The sequence below is a fragment of the Dankookia sp. GCM10030260 genome, assembly GCF_042666655.1.
Lineage (GTDB): Bacteria > Pseudomonadota > Alphaproteobacteria > Acetobacterales > Acetobacteraceae > Paracraurococcus.
Genome location: NZ_JBHTDE010000008.1, coordinates 74293 through 94850, shown reverse-complemented (window position 1 = coordinate 94850; position 20558 = coordinate 74293). Strand labels below are relative to the sequence as shown.

Here is a 20558-nt window from a genome sequence, read left to right as displayed (position 1 = left end):
TTTTGAGAAATTAGCGATCATAGGTTGCAAATCGCCGCTTCCGCGGACATCACTCAGCTAGCGCCCCGTCACGAACCGATTACGCAATCCGGCGCGCGTTGAGGAGTGTCCGGGCATGGCGCCGCGCCCCGTCGTCTCGTTCGAGACCGTCGCTTCCACCGATGTCTATCTTGGCGACAGCACCACCCTCACCCTCCGCTTCGACAACATCCCGACGGATCCGACGGAGGTCGGCTACGCTCCCTACATCGACGTCATCCTGCCACGAAACGGCACCGACGGCAGCGGCACCGGCAACGCCCCGGCGAATGACGGCCTGACCTTCCTGCAGGCGACGCATCTCGGCGTCGCGGTCGAATCGACCCTGGTCGAATTCGATGCGGCCGGTCTCGCGCTGCACCCCTTCGCGCTGGATGCCGCAGGCAACCCGCTGGTCGTCCACGGCACGCCGGGCGACCAGCTGCTGGTGCTCAAGCTGCCCTTCGGCAGCTTCACCGGCGCGCAGACGCCGGCCGACATCCTGCTCACGCTCGGCCTGTCCAACCTGGCCGACCTCGGCCAGCCGCTGGCTGTCACCGCCACCGGCGGCTTCGCCTATGGCGCCGACGAGTTCAACGACCCGGCGGCCGACCCGGTCATCACCGGCGCGCCGGCGACCCTGGGCGTCAACCCGATCGTCGCCACCCTGCATGTCGACTACTGGGGCCCGGAACAGGAAACCGCCACCGGCCCCTCCTACCCCCGCACCTGGGTGGCCTGGGCGCAGCTCGCCACCGGCCAAAGCTTCGACAACCTGACGCTGATCGACACCCTGCCGGACGGCGTGGTGCTGACCCGGACGCCGCAGCTGATCGACGGGCTGACCGGCGCGGCCCTGCCCGGCACGGTCCAAGTGGTGCGGAACGCCGACGGCACCCAGACGGTGACCGGCGCCTTCGACGGCACCATCCTCGCCGGCACGGTCAAGCCGATGCTGAAGCTGGACTGGTACGTCACCGAGTTCCTCAGCAACACCGCGCTACCGCCGAACACCCCGGTGCTGGACCCGGCCACCGGCGCCTTCCGCCCGCTGCAGGACCATGCGCGGCTGACCGCCGACTGGATCCCGATCGACGCCCGCGACCGCGCCGATGTCGGCCAGCCGGCCGGCACCCCCCCGAGCATCCGGATCGACATCGACCCGGTCGGGCCGGAGGACATCGTCACCGCCAAGTCGATCGCCATCCAGAAGGGCGTCGCCCTGGTCAGCGGCGATGCCGACCTGAACGGGGTGAAGGACTGGCAGCCCGGCGGCGACCTGCGCTACACGCTGGAAGGCCAGGTCTCGAACTACTTCGAGATGCAGGACCTGGTGGTCGACGACACGCTCGGCGACGGGCAGACCTTCGACGCGGCGCAGGCGCCGACCATCTCGATCTTCGAAGGCGGCACGCTCGTCTACAGCGGCGCGGTGGTCTATTCCGCCGGCGTCGCCGGCGCCGGCGCGCTGGCCAAGACCGCGGCGGGCAGGACGCCGCTGGTCTTCGACATCTCGGCGACCCTGCGGAATGCCGGGCTGGACCCGGTGCTGGACGGCAACGGCGGCGGGCTCGGCGCGGTGCCGCATGCCGCCGCCTACCGGCCCGCCACCATCAGCATCGCCTACCACACCACGCTCGACGCCAGCTGGACCGGTCCGGTGCCGGGCGACGGGCTGGTCGACCAGGGCGACCCGATCCGCAACGACGTGCTGTACGACGGCGCCGTCTACCTGACCGGCGAGGTGCCGCGGGACGACAGCGGCGCGCATGTCACGCTGCCGGTGAGCAGCGTCTCCAAGGCGATCTACGCCATCAACGGCGACACCACGAAGGGCACCACCGGCTTCGACGCGCCGGCGCAGACCCAGGCGGGCGACCTGATCACCTTCCGCCTCGGCCTCGACCTGCCGCTGACCTCGGCGCACAAGGTCACGCTGGCGGATTTCCTGCCGCTGCCGGTGCTGCGCGCGGCGGATGCCGATGCGGATGCGGCGACGCCGGCCGGCTTCAGCTTCCTCAATATCGCCGATGCGACCAGCCCGGCGGCCGGCGTGGTGAAATTCGGCCCGGCCGACACCTTCCACGACCGCCTGCCGGGCCTGCTGCCCACGCTGCGCTTCGATGCCGCGGGCAACAGCCTGACGCTCGACTTCGGCGACGTCACCGACCCTGCCTACCGGCGCACGACGCTCGACCTGCTGGTCACGCTCCGGGTCAACGACAAGCCCTTCGGCGACGGGCTGCTGCTGACCAACCAGGTGACCTCGAGCGAGACCAACTCCTTCGGCGACGTCTCCGCCCGCAACGCGATCATCCAGTTCATCCTGGGCGAGCCGGTCCTGAAGCTCACCAAGGGGGTGATCGGCAGCGACAACCCGGCCTCGGGCTTCGTCAACGCGACGACGCTGGACGGCAGCCTCGGCCCGCTGGCCTTCACCGCCCCGGGCAGCGCCGGGCCGCGCTTCGCCGGCACGCTCGGCAGCGACCTGCTCTCGACCACGCCGGTCGATGCCGACCTCCACAACGGCGATGCCGGCGACACCGTCTCCTTCGCCATCGTGGTGGAGAATACCGGCCAGGGCTGGCGCGGCGCCTTCGACACGCTGATCCGCGACATCCTGCCGACCGGCTATGTCGCCACCGGCCTCGGCGCCGCGGGCATCAACCTCCAGGTCACCGACGGCAGCGGCCGGGCGCTGGCCTGGCAGGCGGTCGGGGCCGGGCTGTTCGACGCTGCCGGCGGGATCGAGCTGGTCGACCCGGCCAGCGGCAACGGCGCGCTCGGCAGCTACGATCCGACGAGCGGCGCCAATATCGCCGTCATCACCTACGACCTGAAGCTGGCGGACACGCTGGCACTCGCCGCGGTGCCGCTGCGCAATACCGCCGCGATCGCGCATTACGCGGCGGAGGAAGGCGGCATCGACCGGGTGCCGAGCAACCCGCTGCCAGTCAGCGACGACGCCTCGATCGACAATGTCCCGACCATCACCAAGCTGGTCGCGACAAGCAGCCTTGGCGCCACCGGCACCGCCCAGGGCGATGCCGCGCTGGCCGACCTGGCGATCGGCGAGACCGTCACCTACAGCATCACCATCCGCCTGCCGGAAGGCTCCGCGACGGCGCTGCAGCTGCAGGACCTGCTGCCGAACGCCGGCGGCCAGCTGCAGGCGATCTCGGCCACCCTGACCGGCATCGGCGCCAACCTTTCGGGCGGCGCGCAATTCGTGCTGGGCCAGGCCGGCCTGCTCAGCGACCGCAATGCCGACGGCGTCGCGGACACGCTGAGCTTCGACTTCGGCAATGTCGCCAACGCGCCCGACAACGTCACCGATGGCGGCGACCTGATCGCCGTGCAGGTGGTGGCGCGGCTGACCGACACGGCGGCCAACCGCGCGCTGGACGGCCAGGCGCTGACCAACACCGCGACGCTGAGCTTCCAGGCCGCCGGTGACCCGGCCGACCGCCGCAGCATCAGCGCGACCGCGGATGTCGAGGCGGTGAAGCCGCATCTGACCATCGCCAAGGGCATCAGCCAGTCCACCGGCGATGCCGCCGACGTGGTCACCTACACCATCACCCTGACGAACGAGGCGCGCGGCTACGACGCGACCGCCTACGACATTTCGATCGACGACGACCTGCTGGCCGACCTCGGCATCGATGCCGCGGTGCTGGCCAACTCGATCACCTTCGCCAGCGGCAGCGCCGCCGCCACGGTGGTCCAGGGCAATGCCGCCGGCGCCGCAGCGCTGCAGGTGACCGCGGCCGCGCTCGACGCCGGACAATTCATCAGGTTCAGCTTCAAGGCCAAGATCAGCGACACCGTGCCGGCCGGCACCACCATCACCAATACCGCGACGGCCACCGCCAGCACCCTGCCCGGCACCGACCCGCAGGAACACGCCTACAGCCTGGCCGACGATGCCGTCTTCAAGGTCAATCCGCCTTCGGTGGCGAAGCTGGTCTTCGCCACCGGCTATGCCGATACCGCCACCGCGCAGGGCAGCAGCGCCAGCGACGCCGACGTCAAGGTGAACGAGGAGATCACCTATCGGATCACCGTCACCCTGCCCGAGGGCATCAGCCAGAATTTCCGTATCGTCGACAGCTTGGCCGACAGCCTGGCGCTCGGCACCGGCGGCGGGCTGCTGAGCTATGTCGCGGGGTCGGCCAAAGTGGTCTCGATCGGCGGCAACCTCAGCGGCGGGGCGCTGCTGGCGGCCCCGACCATCACCGCGACCGACAGCGGCGCGGCGAACGGCTTCGTCGACCGCATCAGCTTCGACTTCGGCACCATCGACAACGACCCGAACCTGAACCTCGCCGGCGGCGACGATATCGTCGTCGAGCTGAAGGCGGTGGCGGCCAGCCATGCCGCCAACCAGGCCGGCGACCGCCTGACCAACAGCGCCTATGCCGAAACCGATCTCGCCAGGTCGACCACCGCGACCGCCACGGTGGACTTCGTCGAGCCCCGCCTGACGGTCGACAAGGCGGTCGACATCGCCGTCGGCAATGCCGGCGACATCGCCACCTATACCGTCACCATCCGCCATGCGGCCGGCAGCGGCGCGAACGCCTACGACGTCGACCTGACCGACCTGCTGCCGGCCGGCGAGGCCTATGTCGCCGGCAGCCTCAGCACGCTGGCCGGGCTCAGCATCTCCGGCGGCACCATCGCCTTCCACCAAGATGCATTCGCGCTCGGCAGCGGGCCGATCAGCTTCAGCTACCAGGCGAGGCTGCTCGACGATGTCGTCAACGGCCAGGCGATCACCAACACCGCCGTGCTCGACTGGCAGACCGCCGGCGCGGCGCAGGCGCCGAACCCCGGGCGGACCTTCAGCGCCAGCGACCCGGCGACGGTCTCCGTCGCGCTCGGCAACGCCATCGGCAAGGCGGTCGACACCGGCACCAGCCTCTATACCACCGGCAGCAACGCCGCGGCCGGCGAGACCTTCACCTACACCATCACCGCGACCCTGGCCGAGGGCACCCAGCACCTGGTGCTGACCGACCTGCTGCCGGCCGGGCTCACCTTCATCTCCGCGTCGCTGGTCTCGATCGGCAGCAACATCACCGGGGCGACGCCGGCCGGCGGCACCTGGAACGCGGCGACCCGCAAGGTCGGCTTCGACTTCGGCGACGTCACCAATGCCGGCGACAACCTCAGCGACGCCCGCGACCAGATCACGGTCCAGGTGGTGGCGCAGGTGCCCATCGGCGCCAGCGCCGGGACGACCTTGACGAATACCGCCAGCCTGTCCTCGACCGTGCCGGTCAACGCATACGGCGTGGCGGCGGGGACGGCGCAGCCGGACCTGACCGACGCCCGGTCACTCACCACCGTCGCCGCGGCGATCGGCAACCTCGTCTTCGTCGACAAGAACGGCAACGGGATCCAGGATTCCGGGGAGACCGGGGTCAACGGCTTCACCGTCAGGCTGCTCGACCCCGGCACCGATGCGGTGCTGGCGACCACCACCACGGCGCGGGTCGGCGGCACCGATGGCAGCTACAGCTTCACCAGCCTGGTGCCCGGCCAGTACAAGCTGCAATTCCTGCCCGCCGGCGCGACCGCGAGCTACCTGTTCTCCGCCGCCGATGCCGGCGCCGACGATACCAGGGACAGCGACGCCAACCCGGCCAGCGGCAAGACCGGGGTCTATACCCTGACCAACGGCACCACCGACACCAGCGTCGATGCCGGCGTCTATCTGCCCATCACCATCGGCGACACCGTCTTCGAGGACGTCAACGGCAACCGGCTGCAGGATGCGGGCGACCGGCCGCTCGCCGGCGTCACGGTGCAGTTGCTCGACGCCGCAAATGTCGCGATCGCCGGCAGGTCGGTCGTCACCCTGGCCGATGGCAGCTACAGCTTCTCCGGCCTGGCGCCCGGCAAGTATGCCGTCCAGTTCACCCGGCCGGCCGGCTCGGCCTATGTCATCACCGGCACCACGAGCGGCGCGGCGGCGACCGACAGCGACCCGAATGCCGGCACCGGCATCACCGCCGGCAAGACCTACGCCTCCGGCGCCAGCGACAGCACGATCGATGCCGGCTTCTATTTGCCGGCCGCGCTCGGCGACCGCGTCTGGCTCGACACCAACGGCAACGGCCTGCAGGATGCGGGCGAGGCCGGGCTGGACGGCGTCACCATCAAGCTGTTCAGCTTCGGCACCACCACCCAGGTCGGCGCGACGCAGACGACCTCGGGCGGCGGCGCCTACGGCTTCACCGGGCTGCGGCCGGGCGACTACTACGCCACCGTCACGGCGCCCGCCGGCTACCTGCTGACCAAGGCGACCAGTGGCGCCGCTGCCACCGACAGCGACCCGGTGACCACCGGCGGCGTGGTGAGCGCCAGCACCGGAAAGATCACCCTGACCTCCGGCCAGACCGACCTGGCGATCGATGCCGGCGCCTGGCGGCCCGTGACCATCGGCGACCGCGTCTTCGAGGATGCCAACCTCAACGGCCGCGACGATGGCGAACCCGGCATCGCTGGCGTCGCCGTCTCGCTGCTCGATGCCAGCGGCGCGGTGGTGACGACCACCACCACCGGCGCAACCGGCGCCTATGGCTTCAGCGTCGCTCCCGGCACCTACCGGGTGAAGGTGGCGACGCCCGCCGGCACCATCATCACCACGCAGGATGCCGCCGGCGTCGCCGATACCCTCGACAGCGACATCGACGCCGGCGGCCTCGCGCCGCTGCGGACCTATGTCTCAGGCGATGCCGACGGCTCGATCGATGCGGGCTTCTGGCGGCCGGCCTCGATCGGCGACCGGGTCTGGGTCGATACCGATGGCGACGGCGTGCAGGATGCGGGCGAGGCCGGGCTGGCGGGCGTCACCGTCAACCTGCTGCAGGGCGGCAGCCTCGTCGCCAGCCAGGCCACGGGGGCGGGCGGCACCTACCGCTTCGCCCTGCTGCCGCCTGGCGACTACAGGGTTCAGGTCGTCGCCCCCGCCGGCTACCGGCTTACCCTGGCCGATCGGGCCGGCGACGCGCTGGACAGCGACGCGGATCCGGCCACGGGCCGCACCGGCAGCTATACGCTGACCGCCGGGCAGGACGTGACCTCGGCCGATATCGGGCTGTTCCAGCCGGTCGCGATCGGCGACCGCGCCTTCGAGGACCTGAACGGCAACGGCATCGACGATGCCGAGCCCGGCGTCGACGGCGTCACCGTCACCATCACCAACGCGCTGACCGGCGAGAGCCTTTCCCAGGTCACCCATGACGGCGGCCAGTACCTCTTCACCGGCCTCCGCCCCGGCACCTGGCAGGAAAGCGTCGCGGCCCCCGCCGGCTGGGTACTGGCGCCGGCCGGCCGCGGCACCGCGGCGACCGACAGCGACCCGGACCCGGCGACCGGCCAGGGCGCCGCCTTCGCCATCGCGTCGGGTCAGAACGACCTCACCCACGATGTCGGGCTCTACCGCCCGGTCAGCCTCGGCGACACCGTCTTCCTCGACCGCAACGGCAACGGCATCCAGGATGCCGGCGACGGCGTCCTGGCCGGCGTCACGGTGCGCCTGCTCGGCGCCGATGGCCTGCCCATCGCCGGGCAGCAGGCGACGACCGATGCCGCCGGCCATTACGGCTTCGCCGGCCTCGCGCCCGGCCGGTACGGCGTGCAGTTCGACCGCCCCGCCGGCTACGTCGCCGCCTCGACCGGCGCCGGCACCGCTTCCACCGACAGCGACGCCGACCCGCTGACCGGCCGGACCGCGCTGAAGACCTATGCTTCGGGCGCCGCCGATGCCGATCTCGATGCCGGCTTCTACAAGCTCGGCTGGATCGGCGACCGGGTCTGGCTGGATGCCGATGGCGACGGCCGGCAGGACGCTGGCGAATCCGGCATCGCCGGCGTCGCCGTGCGGCTGCTGCGCGCCGACGGCAGCGCGACCGGCCTGACGACCACGACGGCGGCCGATGGCAGCTATGCCTTCGAGGCCCTGCCGCCCGGCGACTACCGCGTCGGCTTCACCGCCCCCGCCGGCCTCAGTTTCACCCGCCCCTTCCGGGGCGCGGCCGCCACCGATAGCGACGCCGACCAGGTCTCCGGCATCAGCGGCATCCACAGCCTCGCGTCCGGCAGCTTCGATGACGGCATCGATGCCGGGCTCTACAGGCGCGTCACCATCGGCGACCGGGTCTGGGAGGATGTCGACGGCGACGGGCTGCAGGGCAGCGGCGAGCCGGGGCTCGACGGCATCACGGTGACGCTGACCAACGACGTCACCGGCGACACCGCGACGCAGGTGACGGTGGGCGGTGCCTACCTCTTCACCGACCTGCCGCCCGGCCGGTACCACGTGGCCTTCACCGCCCCGCCTGGCTGGCGCTTCACGCAGCAAGTTACCGGCGATGCGGCGGCGGACAGCGACGCGCGGCCGGACGGCAGCACCGCCGGCCTCGACCTGACCAGCGGCGGCAGCGACCTGGCCCAGGATGCCGGGCTCTACCGGCCGGGCTCGCTGGCCGGGCATGTCGGCCTCGCGCTGCCGCCGGCGATCTGCGACTTCAAGCTGCCCGGCGCGGTCTTCGCCGGCGTCACCGTGCGGCTGCTCGACAGCCATGGCGCGCAGGTCGCCGCGACCACCACCGACCATGCCGGCGGCTATGTCTTCGCCGATCTCGCCCCGGCGCGGTACACGCTGGAATTCGTGCTGCCGGGCGGCCTCGTCTTCACCGCCGGCGGCACCGCGACCCAGCCGGTGGTGCTGCAGAGCGGGGAGGATTTGACCGGCCTCGACCGCGTGCTGGCCTATCGCACCGGCTCGCTGCTCGACGGCACGCCGCTGGTTGTCACCGGCGGCGCCTACGACGTGAAGGACGTGCCGCGGTACATCGCGCTGCCGGAGGGCGGCGTGGTGAACCTGAACGTCGCCGGCAACTTCATCGTCGCCGGCGTCGGCAACCTCAATGCCAATGGCAATGTCGGCGGCCAGTATGTCATCGGCGGCACCGGCAACAACGTGCTGCATTCCGGCCCGAATGGCGGCTCCATCCTGGTCGGCGGCGGCGGCAGCAACATCTTCGAGGGCAGCGCCGATCCCGACATCATGGTCGGCGGCTGCGGCCCCAACAACATGCAGGCGCTGGGGACCTCCAAGGCCTGGTTGGCCGGCTACGACATCCTGCTCGGCGGGCCGAGCAACGACGTGCTGGAAAGCAACGACAGCCTGGCGCTGATCTACGGCGGCGGCGGCAACGAGGACATCCACGGCAGCGGCACGCTGATCGGCGGCACCAACGACGGCACCATCCACCGCGACGCGACGACCGGCGAGCTGTCCGGCCTGCGCATCGGCGACCTGGTCAAGGGCGGCAACCAGGCCGACACCTTCATCTATCAGAAGGGCGACGGGGTGCAGTGGATCGAGGCCGTGCACCCCGGCCAGGGCGACACGGTGCAGGTCTACGGCTATGCCGCGCCGACCGCGACCGGCCGGCTGAACGGCATGGAGGTGCTGTATTTCGGCGAGGATGCGGCGCTGGTCTTCAACAGCCCGGTCCAGCCCGGCTCCATCGTCTACCACCCGGACGAGGACGCCATGCCCGGCGCCTTCGGCCATATCGCCCCACTCCCCCCGGTGGTCCTCGCCCCCGGCGCGAACCGGTTCCATGGCACCGAGGGCGACGACATCGCGGTGGCCACCACCGGCACGACCTTCCACGGCAACGGCGGCAACGACGTGCTGATCGGCAGCAACGCCGCGGATGTCTTCGACGGCGGCGACGGCGGCAACACCATGATCGGCAAGAACGGCGCCGACGTCTTCACCAGCGGCCGCGGCAACAACGCGATCGACGGCGGCGGCGGCACCGACAAGGTGGCCTACGGCTTCGCCGCGACCGAGGCCTCGGTCGTGATGAACGCCGATGGCTCCTGGACCGTGCGGCACATCCAGGGCGGCGCGGTGGTCAAGACCGACCTGCTGCGCGACGTCGAGACGCTCGCCTTCGCGGATGGCGACGTCACCATCGCGGTCGGCAAGGCGGCGGTGGCGCCGGCGCGCGATTTCGACGGCGACGGCAACAACGACTACCTGTTCCGCGCCGCGGACGGGTCGGCGGCGATCTGGCACATGGACGGCCAGGCCTTCATCGGCGGCGGCACCTTCGCCAATCCGGGAAATGCCTGGCAGGTCGCCGGCACCGGCGATTTCGACGGCGACGGCCGCGCCGACATCCTCTGGCGCAACGGCACGGATGGCAGCCTGTCGCTCTGGCTGATGGACGGCCTGGTGGCGAAGTCGACGACCGCGCTGTGGAATCCGGGCACCGGGTGGACGGTGAACGGCATCGGCGACTTCAACGGCGACGGCAGGTCCGACATCCTCTGGCGCCAGGACGACGGCACCATCGCCACATGGCTGATGGACGGCGCCACCAGCCTCGGCGGCGGCAGCATCGCCGCCGTTGCCAACGACTGGAGGGTTGCCGGCACCGGCGACTTCAACGGCGACGGCAAGTCCGACATCCTCTGGCGCCACGACAGCGGCGCGGTGTCGGAATGGTGGATGGACGGCCCCGGCTATGTCGGCGGCGCCGCCTTCGGCGTGATCGACACCGCCTGGCACATCGTCGGCACCGGCGACTTCAACGGCGACACCAGGTCCGACATCCTCTGGCGGCACGATGGCGGCGCGGTGTCGCTCTGGCTGATGGATGGCAGCAAGTACCTGGGCGGCGGCACGCTGGGCAATCCGGGCACGGCGTGGAAGGTCGCCGGCCTCGACGACTTCAACGGCGACGACCGTGCCGACATCCTGTGGCGCAACGACGGCGGCGCGATCTCGGTCTGGCTGATGGACGGCACGGCCGGCGTCGGCGGCGGCTTCGTCGCCAATCCGGGCGCGCTCTGGCACCTGGTGTAGCGGCAGGGCCGGGCCCCGAGGCCCGGCCGACGCGCCGCCACCCGCGCCCTGACCGCGGGCGGCGGTCGTGCCGTGACGCGGACAGGCCTGCGGCCCCCGTGCGCGAGGCGCCGGAGCCGGTCGATGCGGTGCCGTGGAAGGATGGCGTCCCCAGCGGGATTCGAACCCGCGTACCCAGCGTGAAAGGCTGGTGTCCTAGGCCTCTAGACGATGGGGACCACGGGGTGCGGAGTAGTGGCCGGGCGCGCCGCGGTCAAGTCCCCTGCCGTCAGGAACCCGGGCCCACCATCGCCGCATCGACCACGTGCAGGCAGGCGCTGACCTCGTCGTTCCAGCGCTCCGCCCGCAACTGGCCGCACAGGTGCATCGGCACGCCGTTGCGCGCCAGTAGCGCCTCGGCCAGCGGGCCTTCCTTGGCGCGGAAGCAGATCGCCTTCAGCCGGCCGCCGGCTTCGCCCTCGATGAAGGCGCGGATCGTGTTGCCTTCCTTGCCGACCCGGTCGGCGCGGACCACGCGGGCGCGCGGCAGGGCGAAGATCGGCTCCTCGTTGCCGGCGCCGAAGGGCGCCAGGCGTTCCACCTGCTGCGCCAGCGCCGAGGTCGCCGCCGGCACCATCACGCTGCCCTCGACCAGCAGGTCGGCCGCCCCCGGCAACTCGCCGGCGCGGGCCAGGCGGGCTTCCAGGAAGGCGTGCAGCTCGGCTTGGCGGCCGGTGCGGAAGCTGAAGCCGGCCGCCATGGCATGGCCGCCGCCGGTCTCCAGCAGCCCGGCCTGGCGCGCCGCGATCACCGCGGAGCCGAGGTCGAGGCCGGGCACCGACCGGCCGGAGCCCTTGGCCAGCCCCTCGGCCACCCCGGCGACGCAGGCGGGACGGTTGAACTTCTCCTTCATCCGGCCGGCGACGATGCCGACTACGCCGGGATGCCAGCCCTCGCCGCTCACCAGCAGGACCGCATGGCCGGCCTGGTACTGAGCCTCGGCCTCGGCGAAGGCGGCGCCCAGCACGTCGGCCTCGACCTCCTGCCGCCGGCGGTTCACCACGTCCAGCCGCTCGGCCATCGCGCGCGCTTCGATGGGGTCGTCGCAGAGCAGCAGGCGCAGGCCGAGATCGGGCTCGTCGATCCGCCCCGCGGCGTTGATCCGCGGCCCCAGCACGAAGCCCAGCGAATGCGCCGTCGGCTGGTCCCGCACCAGCCCGACATCGAGCAGCGCGGCAACCCCGGCATGGCCGCGCCGCGCCATCACCTTCAGCCCCTGCGTCACCAGGGCGCGGTTGACGCCGGTCAGCGGCATGACGTCGCAGACGGTGGCCAGCGCCACCAGGTCCAGCAATTCCAGCAGCGGCGGTTCCGGCCGGCGCTGGAACACCCCTTCCCGCCGCAGCACCCGGTGCAGCGCGATGCAGGCCATGAAGGCGACCGCCGCGGCGCAGAGGTGCCGCAGCCCCGAATTGCAGTCGAGCCGGTTGGGGTTCACCGCCGCCGCCACCTGCGGCACCGCGCCTTCCGCCTTGTGATGGTCGAGCACGATGACGTCGGCCAGGCCGCGCGCCGCCTCCAGCGCCTCATGTGCGGCGATGCCGCAATCGACGCAGACGATCAGCGTCGCGCCACGCGCGCAGAGCGCCCGGATGGCATTGGCGTTCGGCCCGTAGCCCTCGGTCAGCCGGTGCGGCACGTAGTGGGACACGGTGCAGCCGAGCTGGCGCAGCGCGCGGACCATCAGCGCGCCGGAACATGCCCCGTCGACGTCGTAGTCGCCGAAGACGGCGACCGTCTCGCCCTCCCGCACCGCGCTGGCCAGCCTGGCCGCCGCCACGTCCATGTCGCGCAGGATCGACGGGTCGGGCAGCAGCACCCGCAGGGTGGGCTTGAGGAAGTCGGCGACGGCGTCGATGCCCACGCCGCGCGCCGCCAGCAGGCGGCCGACCAGCTCGGGCAGCTCGGCCCGCTGGGCAATCGCCATCGCGGTGCGGGCATCCGCCTCGCGCCAGACCCAGCGCCGGCCGGTCACGCTGCGGCCGACGCCGAGCACGGCCTCCGGCAGCAGGCCGGCATCCATCGGCCCGGTTCCTTGTCCCGCCGCCTCAGCCGATCATGGCCGCCGGCTTGCGGGCGAAATTGTGTAGCCCCTCGACGTAGCGGACGGTGCCCGACTTGCTGCGCATCACGATGGAATGCGTCACCGCGCCGCCCGGGGTGCGGCGCACGCCGCGCAGCATGGCGCCGGTGGTCACGCCGGTCGCGGCGAACATGACGTTGCCGCGCGCCATCTCGTCGACCCGGTAGATCTTGGCGGGATCGGTCACGCCCATCTCGCGCGCGCGCTTCACCTGGTCCTCGTCCTCGAACATCAGCCGGCCGAACATCTGCCCGCCGATGCAGCGCAGCGCGGCGGCGGCCAGCACGCCTTCCGGCGCGCCGCCCGAGCCCATGTAGATGTCGATGCCGGCCTCCGGCTGCGACACCGCGATGACGCCGGAGACGTCGCCGTCGCCGAGCAGCGTGATGCGCGCGCCGGCGGCGCGGCAGGCCTTGATGAGGTCGGCGTGGCGGTCGCGGTCGAGCGTGCAGACCATCAGGTCGCCGATCTCGCATTTCTTCGCCTTGGCCAGCTCGCGCAGGTTCTCCGCCGGGCTGGCATCCAGGTGGACCACGCCCTCCGGCAGGTCGGGGCCGACCGCGATCTTGTCCATGTAGATGTCGGGGGCGTGCAGGAAGCCGCCGCGCTCGGCCAGCGCCACGGTGGCGATGGCGTTCGGCCCGCCCTTGGCGGTGATCGAGGTGCCCTCCAGCGGGTCGACGGCGATGTCGACCTCGGGCCCGCCCAGGCCGATATGCTCGCCGATATAGAGCATCGGCGCCTCGTCCATCTCGCCTTCGCCGATCACCACGGTGCCGCTGATGGCCACCGTGTCGAAGGCCTTGCGCATGGCGTCCACGGCGGCGCCGTCGGCGCTGTTCTTGTCGCCGCGGCCGATCCACTTGGCCGAGGCCAGGGCCGCGGCCTCCGTCACCCGGACCAGTTCGAGCGCCAGGTTGCGATCGACCAGCAGCGTCGACGCCTCGTAATCCGCCATGTGAGCCTCCGTATCCTTGGGCAGGAACCTACAACGATGGGCCGGGCGCCGGAAGCGGCCCGCGGGTCAGAGCGGCTCGATCCGGATCAGGGCCGGCTTCTCCAGCACCGAATCCAACGCGGCGATCCGGGCCAGGGCGGCGCGCATCGAGGCTTCCTCGCAATCATGCGTGGTCAGCACCACCGGGACCACCTCGCCCGGCGCCCGGCCGCGCTGCAGCATGGCCTCCATGCTGATGGCATGGTCGCGCAGGATGCCGGTGACATCGGCGATCACCCCGGGGCGGTCGAGCACCATCAGCCGCAGGTAGTAGGCGCCGACATGGCGTTCCATCGGCACCGAGGGGACGGCGTCCAGCGAACCGGCGGCGGCGCCCCAGACCGGCGTCACCCGGCCGCGCGCCAGGTCGATGAGGTCGGCGACCACGGCGCTGGCCGTGGGTCCGGCGCCGGCGCCGCGGCCTTCCAGCATGATCCGGCCGCAATGGTCGCCTTCCGCCACGACGGCGTTGTAGACCCCGTCCACCCGGGCGATCGGCGCCGCGACCGGCACCATGCAGGGATGCACGCGGGCCGAGATGCCGGCCGGCGTCCGCGCGGCGAGGCCCAGCAGCTTGATGCGGTAGCCCAGCTCGGCGGCGAGCGCGATATCCAGCGCGCTGACCTCGCGGATGCCCTCGACATGGACGGCGGAGAAATCCACCGGCCGGCCGAAGGCGAGCGCGGCCAGGATCGCCAGCTTGTGTGCCGCGTCCACGCCGTCGATGTCGAAGGCCGGGTCGGCCTCGGCGTAGCCGAGCGCCTGGGCGGCGGCGAGCACCTCGGCGAATTCGCGCTTTTCCTCCCGCATCACGGTCAGGATGTAGTTGCAGGTGCCGTTCAGGATCCCGGCGACGCGGGAGATGCGGTTGGCCGCCAAGCCTTCCCGCAGCGCCTTGATCGCCGGGATGCCGCCGGCGACCGAGGCCTCAAAGGCCAGCGGCACGCCGCGCGCCTCGGCCAGTTCGGCGATCGCCGCACCGTGGACCGCCAGGAGCGCCTTGTTGGCGGTGACCACCGGCTTGCCGGCACGGATCGCCGCCTCGACCAGGGCGCGGGCCGGGCCCTCGCTGCCGCCGATGAGCTCGACCACTACGTCGGTGCCGGGGTCGGCGGCCAGGGCCACCGGGTCGTCGTACCAGCGCAGGGTGGAGAGCGGCAGGCCGCGGTCGCGGTTGCGGTCGCGGGCGGAGACCGCCCCCACGATGATGGGCCGCCCGGCGCGGGCGGCGACGATCTCGGCATTGTCCGTCAGCAGCTTGAGGACGCCGCCGCCGACCGTGCCGAGGCCGGCGACCGCGATGGAAAGCGGCTTGCCGTGCGGCGGGCGCGGCTGATTCACGCTCCAGGCCTCCGGCCTTCCACGCTCCGACGCGCTCATGCGGACACGACCTCCTTCTCCGGCTCGACCGGGCCGAGGTTGTCCCCGGCCAGGAAGCCGCGGATGCCACGCAGCGCCTGGCGGATCCGGTGGTTGTTCTCGACGAGCGCGATGCGGACATGGCCGTCGCCGTGCTCGCCGAAGCCGAGGCCGGGGGCGACCGCGACCTTGGCCCGCGCCAGCAGCAGCTTGGAGAACTCGACGCTGCCGAGATGGCGGAACTTCTCCGGGATCGGCGCCCAGATGAACATCGAGCCATCGGGCGAGGGCACGTCCCAGCCGGCGGCGTGCAGGCCCTTGACCAGCAGGTCGCGGCGCTCCTTGTAGAGCACGCGCATCTCGGCGACCGAATCCTGCGGCCCGTTCAGTGCCGCGGCGGCGGCGATCTGGATCGGCGCGAAGGCGCCGTAGTCGAGGTAGGACTTCACCCGGGTCAGCGCGCCGATCAGCCGCTCGTTGCCCGCGGCGAAGCCCATGCGCCAGCCGGGCATGTTGTAGGTCTTGGACAGCGAGGTGAACTCGACGGTGACGTGGCGCGCGCCCTCGACCTGCAGCACGGAGGGCGGCGGGGTGCTGCCGAAATATAGCTCGGCATAGGCGAGGTCCGACAGGATGAAGAGCTCGTGCTTCCGGCAAAGCGCGACCAGCTCGCGGTAGAACTCGATCGAGGCCAGATGCGCCGTCGGGTTCGACGGGAAGTTGACGATGACCGCGGTCGGCTTCGGCACCGAATGCCGCACGGCGCGGTCGATCGCCGCCAGCATCTCGTCGTCCGGCGTGCAGGGCAGGCTGCGCGCGGTGGCGCCGGCGATGATGAAGCCGAACTGGTGGATCGGGTAGGAGGGATTGGGCACCAGGATGGTGTCGCCCGGGGAGGAGATGGCCTGGGCCAGGTTGGCCAGGCCCTCCTTGGAACCCAGGGTCGCCACGACCTCGGTCTCTGGGTTCAGCTTCACCCCGAAGCGGCGGTCGTAGTAGCCGGCCAGCGCCTTCCGCAGGCCGGGGATGCCCTTGGACATAGAATAGCGGTGGGTGCGCGGGTCCTGCACCGCCTCGATCAGCTTGGCGACGATATGCGGCGGCGTCGGGCTGTCCGGGTTGCCCATCCCGAGGTCGACGATGTCCTCTGCCGCTGCCCGTGCCTTGGCCTTGGCTGCGTTCACCTCGGCGAACACGTAGGGCGGCAGGCGGCGGATGCGGTGGAATTCCTCGGTCATCGACTTGGGTCCGTGCGGTGGGCCCACGCCTGCAGGCGGCGCGGCCCGCCGGTATAGAGCCTATCGCGCCGCAAAGTCAGCGCCCCGGTGGCGGTGCGGCAAAAAACCGCCTCAGCGCGGCAGCGGCGGCGGGCCGAGCAGCTCCGGCGGCGGCGCGGCGGGGGCATCGGCCGGCATCTCCGGCAGCGGGGCGGACGGCCTGGCGGGGGCGGCGGGCGCGCCATCCGGCAGGCTGCGCGGCGCGGGCTGGGCCGGCGCCTCGCCCCAGGGGATGGCGGGGGCCGAGGCCAGGCTGGCGCGGCGCGGCGGGGCGGCCGGCATGGCGGCCCCGCCGCTGCTCTCGCCGCCCGCGGCACCCGGCACCGCGACGCTGCGCAGCACCAGCGGGTCGCGCGAGCGGGCGCGGTCCGCGGCCAGGGCATCGGTCACCGCCTGGCGGAATTCGGGGGAAGGCCGCTCCGGCCGCGGCGGGATGCTGGCCAGGTTGGGCGTCGGCAGGTCCATCCCGGGCGGCACCGGGCGGTTGGCATCGGCCCTGCCGGAGATCCGGTCGTAGATCGCCACCACATTGAGCTCCTCCGGCACCGCGCAGGCGCCGAGCGACAGGCAGAGCAACACCCCCGCCCCCCTCGCAACCCGCCCTGCCCCGCGCCGCCGCCCGTTTCGCATGATCCCAGCGCCCCGCATCCAGGCCCCAGGAATAGGCCAAAACCGCAGGTGCGGAAACGTGCGGCGCGCGCAATCGGGTTATTGCGCTTCGTCACAAGAACATAAAGGGTACCGGGCTGGAGCGAAGCCGCAGCGACGCGGTAGGATGCAGCATGGACCAGGAAAAGCCGCCCGATCACCCGCATTTCCGGCTGCCCGATCCGGCGCTGGTGACCCGCACCATGTCGGAGGTGGCGGAGCGTGGGCAGCGGATCGTCACCGACTTCCTGAAGCGCCAGGCCAATGCGGACGGCTCGCCCGACCCGCTGAACATCGGCGGCGCCTTCCTCGACATGACCGCCCGGCTGATGGCGAACCCGGCGCGGATGATGCAGGCGCAGCTCGGCTTCTGGCAGGACTACCTGACGCTCTGGCAGAACACCGCCCGCCGCATGATGGGCGCCGAGCCGCCGCCGGTGATCGCCGAGGACCCCCGCGACCGCCGCTTCAAGGACGATGCCTGGCGGGAGAACGAGGTCTTCGACTTCATCAAGCAGTCCTACCTGCTCAGCGCCCGCTACTTCCAGACGGTGGTCGGCGGGGTCGAGGGGCTGAACCCCAAATCGGCGCAGAAGGTCGATTTCTACACGCGGCAATTCGTCGATGCGATGAGCCCGTCCAACTTCCTGCTGACCAACCCGGAAGTGCTGCGCCGCACCGCCGAGACCGGCGGCGAGAACCTGCTGAAGGGCCTGTCGCACCTGTTGGCGGACCTCGAACGCGGCAAGGGCAGGCTGCGCATCCGCATGTCGGACGACAGCAAGTTCCGGGTCGGCGAGAACATCGCGGTCACCCCGGGCAAGGTGGTGTTCCAGAACGACCTGATGCAGCTGATCCAGTATGCGCCGACCACGCCGACGGTGCTCAGGCGCCCGCTGCTGATCCTGCCGCCCTGGATCAACAAGTTCTACATCCTCGACCTCAGGCCGCGGAACTCCTTCATCCGCTGGGCGGTGGACCAGGGCCACACGGTCTTCGTCACCTCCTGGGTCAACCCGGACGAGAGGCTCGCCGAGAAAGGCTTCGAGGACTACATGCAGGAGGGCATCTACGATGCCCTCGGCGCGATCGAGCAAGCGACCGGCGAGCGCCAGATCAACGCCATCGGCTATTGCCTCGGCGGCACGCTGCTGGCGACGACGCTGGCGCACATGGCGGCGAAGCGCGACACGCGGATCAAGTCGGCGACCTATTTCGTCACCATGACGGATTTCGAGGAGGCCGGCGAGCTCGGCGTCTTCATCGACGAGGAGCAACTGCACAGCCTCAAGGAGCGGATGCAGAAGCACGGCTTCCTCGAAGGCCGGGAGATGTCGACGACCTTCAACATGCTGCGCGCCAACGACCTGATCTGGTCCTTCGTGGTGAACAACTACCTGCTCGGGCAGGAGCCCTTCCCCTTCGACCTGCTCTACTGGAACGACGACAGCACCCGCATGCCGGCGCGGATGCACAGCTACTACCTGCGCCACATGTACCAGCAGAACGACCTGGTGAAGCCCGGCGCGCTGGACCTGCTCGGGCAGCCGATCGACCTGCGGAAGATCAAGGTGCCGAGCTACTTGGTCTCGACCCGGGAAGACCATATCGCACCGTGGAAATCCACCTACCGCGCCACCCAGGTCTATGCCGGGCCGGTGCGCTTCGTGCTGGCCGCGAGCGGGCACATCGCCGGCGTGGTGAACCCGCCCGACAGCGGCAAGTACAGCCACTGGGTGAACGAGGCGCTGCCGGCCGACCCGGAGGAATGGTTCAAGGGCGCCACCGAACTCGCCGGGTCCTGGTGGCCGGACTGGCACCGCTGGGTGGCCGGGCTGAACAAGGACCAGGTGCCGGCGCGCATGCCCGGTGCCGGCAAGCTGGCGGCGATCGAGGATGCCCCGGGCAGCTATGTGCGGGTGATGGCGACCGATTGAAGCCCGACGAGGGAAAGGCCGGGGAGCAGGTATCCTCCCCGGTCGGCTCAGTAACCGACGCCGGTATTGCCGCCGAGGCCGAAGGTGGTGATGAGGTTGCCGCTGGCATCCACCGGCCGGCCGGCGAGCCAGCGGCCCTCCGCATCCAGCCGGGCCACCTCCCGCTGCAGCAGCTCGCTGGCGATGGCCGCCTGCGGCAGCGGGCCGAGCTCGCCGAGGCGATCGACGCTGCGCGTCCCGCCGGGGCGGAAGATCGGCGCCGGCAGGGCGCGTGCCGCGCGGGCCCGGTCGCCGGTGCGGAGCGCCCCGGCGGCGGCGAGCAGCGCCGGCACCACCGCCTCGGGCGTCGCGTCATCGGCGGTGCCCAGCGCGTCGCGCAATTCCTGCCGCGCCAGCAGCAATTCGCGCCGGATGCCTTCCGGTATCGGCGCGTAGCGCGGGTCGCGCGGGATGGCGGCGGTGACGAATTCGAGCTGCGCCGCGGCCTGCGCCGCCTCCGCCGGACGGTCGGCTAGGCCGCGTGCCCGGTCGGCGAAGGCCGGGGCCATCGCCTCGATCGCGCCGCGCACGCCATCGGCGCTGTTCGGGGCCAGCGCCGCGGTCGGGATGGCGGGCGGCGCCTGCCGCATCTCGGCGCAGCCGGCGGCCAGCAACAGCAGCATCAGGGCGCCGTGCCGCATCAGAAGCGGCCGGGATTGGGTTCGCTGCGCTGCAGCGACTGCGACACCATCACCGCCGCATCGTTGGTGAGCGGCAGGCTGGGCAGCGAGGCCAGGCGCAGCAGCGCGGTCTGGCCGCCCTGCGGGAAGACGCTGGCCGGCAGCGCCGCGGCCGCGGCATCCCTCTGCCCGGCCTGCAGGGCGCGGGCGGCGGCATAGAGCGAATCGATCACCGCCTGCGGCGGCTGTTCCGCCGGGATGCCGAGGGCGCCGCGCCATTCGCGCCGCGCCGCGACGAGCTGGCTGCCGGTGGTGGGCGAGAGGCCGAGGAAGCGCGGGTTGTTGGGGATCTGCACGGCGAGGTATTCCATCTGCGCCACCGCGCGCGCCGCATCGGCGGGGCGGCCGGCGAGCAGCCGCGGCGAGCCGAAGGCCACCGAGGTATTGGCCGCGGCGCTGCGCAGCGGGTCGCCGGCGCCGACGATCGCATCCGCCGGCAGGCTGGCAGTCACCTGCGCCGGCTGCGGTCCGCAGGCGCCCAGGGCCAGTAGGATGGCCAGCGGCAGGAAAGCCTTGCTCATGCGCGAAGTCTCCATGGTTCGAGGCGGCACGCAAGGCCGGCCCCGGTCGCCGCAACCGGG

The 20558-nt window shown here is 71.6% G+C and carries 9 protein-coding genes and 1 tRNA gene; 2 read left to right on the top strand and 8 right to left on the bottom strand.

Translation table 11 applies throughout. From position 1 onward, the window contains the following. Window positions 1-115 precede the first annotated feature (115 nt). Complete coding sequence (locus ACFQS7_RS21910; protein WP_380069267.1) at window positions 116-10918, top strand: SdrD B-like domain-containing protein; 10803 nt, start codon at window positions 116-118, stop codon at window positions 10916-10918. Window positions 10919-11060: 142 nt separating this feature from the next. On the opposite strand, the gene ACFQS7_RS21905 is transcribed toward ACFQS7_RS21910, so the two are convergent. The 6 genes from ACFQS7_RS21905 to ACFQS7_RS21880 form a co-directional block, all read right to left on the bottom strand. Next, window positions 11061-11136, bottom strand: a tRNA-Glu gene (locus tag ACFQS7_RS21905). Window positions 11137-11186: 50 nt separating this feature from the next. Further along, window positions 11187-12980 carry a single-stranded-DNA-specific exonuclease RecJ gene (gene recJ, locus ACFQS7_RS21900; RefSeq protein WP_380069266.1) on the bottom strand — a complete coding sequence of 598 codons (1794 nt, stop codon included), beginning with the start codon at window positions 12978-12980 and terminating at the stop codon, window positions 11187-11189. A 25-nt stretch (window positions 12981-13005) separates the two neighbouring features. Beyond that, complete coding sequence (gene glpX / locus ACFQS7_RS21895; protein ID WP_380069265.1) at window positions 13006-13998, bottom strand: class II fructose-bisphosphatase; 993 nt, start codon at window positions 13996-13998, stop codon at window positions 13006-13008. Window positions 13999-14064: 66 nt separating this feature from the next. Further along, on the bottom strand, window positions 14065-15417 hold the full coding sequence (locus ACFQS7_RS21890; RefSeq protein WP_380069264.1) for a homoserine dehydrogenase: 1353 nt from the start codon (window positions 15415-15417) through the stop codon (window positions 14065-14067). Next, window positions 15414-16634 carry an LL-diaminopimelate aminotransferase gene (locus tag ACFQS7_RS21885; RefSeq protein WP_380069263.1) on the bottom strand — a complete coding sequence of 407 codons (1221 nt, stop codon included), beginning with the start codon at window positions 16632-16634 and terminating at the stop codon, window positions 15414-15416. Before ACFQS7_RS21885 ends, ACFQS7_RS21890 begins: the two co-directional genes overlap by 4 nt. 111 nt (window positions 16635-16745) lie before the next feature. Continuing rightward, window positions 16746-17252, bottom strand: coding sequence for a hypothetical protein (locus tag ACFQS7_RS21880; protein ID WP_380069262.1), 507 nt, complete (start codon window positions 17250-17252; stop codon window positions 16746-16748). 203 nt (window positions 17253-17455) lie between these two features. On the opposite strand from ACFQS7_RS21880, the gene ACFQS7_RS21875 reads away from it, so the two are divergent. Further along, the gene (locus tag ACFQS7_RS21875; protein ID WP_380069261.1) at window positions 17456-19258 is read left to right on the top strand and encodes a PHA/PHB synthase family protein; all 1803 of its coding nucleotides are present in this window, start codon (window positions 17456-17458) and stop codon (window positions 19256-19258) included. A gap of 47 nt (window positions 19259-19305) precedes the next feature. Here ACFQS7_RS21875 and ACFQS7_RS21870 read toward each other — a convergent pair whose 3' ends face one another. Beyond that, window positions 19306-19938 (bottom strand): hypothetical protein, encoded by a 633-nt coding sequence (locus tag ACFQS7_RS21870; protein ID WP_380069260.1) that lies wholly within the window; start codon window positions 19936-19938, stop codon window positions 19306-19308. Then, window positions 19938-20498, bottom strand: a complete 561-nt coding sequence (locus ACFQS7_RS21865) for a hypothetical protein (protein ID WP_380069259.1) — start codon at window positions 20496-20498, stop codon at window positions 19938-19940. The genes ACFQS7_RS21870 and ACFQS7_RS21865 overlap by 1 nt, the downstream gene beginning before the upstream one ends. Window positions 20499-20558: the final 60 nt, after the last annotated feature.